Below are 1,397 nucleotides of genomic sequence, written 5' to 3' on the forward strand. Positions count from 1 at the left end.
CCCATGTCGACGCCGGAGTGGTGCAGGATCTGGGAGACCAGGGTGGTGCCCGATTTGTGCATGCCCAGCACGATGTGGATCATGGAGGCCTCCGCAGTCACTCGAGTCCGGCAATCGCGACCGACACATTGAGGGCATTCGAGGGAGGGAAGTCAATGTCGGGCGTCGCGACGGCGCCACGGGTGTGAAGATTCGCCGCGATCGCCCATCCGAAGACGCCCACGGCGCTGATGGTGCAACACTATACTAAATCAACATATTACAGCGCCTAATCGGCTAGCCGCCCCCCAGGCACGGCGGCTGCAACCACCGGCGAGGGACGGACCACCACCAACAAGGAGCGCCGAACATGATCACGACCCATCGCCTCCAGCGCACCGCGGCCGCCCTCGCGGCGGCCCTGCTGCTCGGCCTGTTCGCCGGCTGCGCCGAGCAGAGCCTGAACGCCCCCGACCCGGACCCGCAACCGCAGGACCGGGCCCCCGCGCTGCCCGACGCCGACCGCCTCGGCATCGATCTGAGCTTCTTCCAGGACGGGGAGAACAAAGCGATCGGCCAGCAGAACTTCTTCAACGCCTACCTGCGCGCGGTGATCGTCTCGGCGACCACGCAGCTCGTGCTGACGCCGCCGGTGGCGGCCTTCGCCCTGGCACTGCACACCGTGCCGACCCTGCAGCCCGACGGCTCCTGGATCTGGGTCTACACCTACGTGCGCGGCGACGAGGAGGCGCAGGTCCGCCTGCGCGGCGTCATCCGGGGCGACGAGGTGGCCTGGGCCCTGCGCGTGACGGTCCCGAACGAAGGCATCGCCGATGAGCTGTGGTTCGACGGCACGACGCGCGACGACGGCGACACCGGCGACTGGACCTTCTACGACTTCTCGCTGCCCGGCGACCCGGCCGCCGCCAGCGTGCACTGGCAGGACGACGCCGACGGCCACGAGCTGGCGCTCGAGGTCCTGCACGGTCCCGACGCCGGCGACTCGCTGACCTTCACCGAGGCCGGCGCCCTGAACCGGATCGACTACATCGACGCGGGCATCGACGGCGTCTGGTTCATCCGCTGGAACGAGACCGACGGCACCGGCAGCCTGCAGGTGCCCGACTACCACAACGGGCAGGAGTCGTGCTGGGACGAGGCGCAGTTCGACGTGGATTGCGGTTGAGTCTGCTTCGACCGGGTATCCAATGCGGGGGGCGGCCGGCCGGTCGCCCCTCATCTCATTCCATCAATTCGCTTTGGATGTCCGCAGTCATCACCGGTTCGTCTACAGCCAGAACACGACCCCCACCAGCACCTTCCCCGCCGTCCCCTCCTCGTCCACCGGCACCGTGACCGACGCCGAGCCGCCGGGTCCGTCGTAGGTGGCGGTGACCTTGTCCCAGTTGATCGCCTCG

At 68.3% G+C, this 1,397-nt stretch carries 1 protein-coding gene; it reads left to right on the top strand.

Annotated elements, in window-relative coordinates; genetic code table 11:
* Positions 1–349 precede the first annotated feature (349 nt).
* A complete protein-coding gene (locus Q7W29_02365) occupies positions 350–1,165 on the top strand; it encodes a hypothetical protein (GenBank protein ID MDO9170655.1) in 816 nt (271 codons plus the stop codon).
* The last annotated feature ends 232 nt before the right edge of the window (positions 1,166–1,397 follow it).

It is taken from the genome of bacterium, from assembly GCA_030654305.1.
Lineage (GTDB): Bacteria > Krumholzibacteriota > Krumholzibacteriia > LZORAL124-64-63 > LZORAL124-64-63 > PNOJ01.

What these genes read in the sequence shown, in the direction of transcription:
- Q7W29_02365 (MDO9170655.1), top strand. Translation starts at nt 350, where the DNA reads ATGATCACGACCCATCGCCTCCAGCGCACCGCGGCCGCCCTCGCGGCG.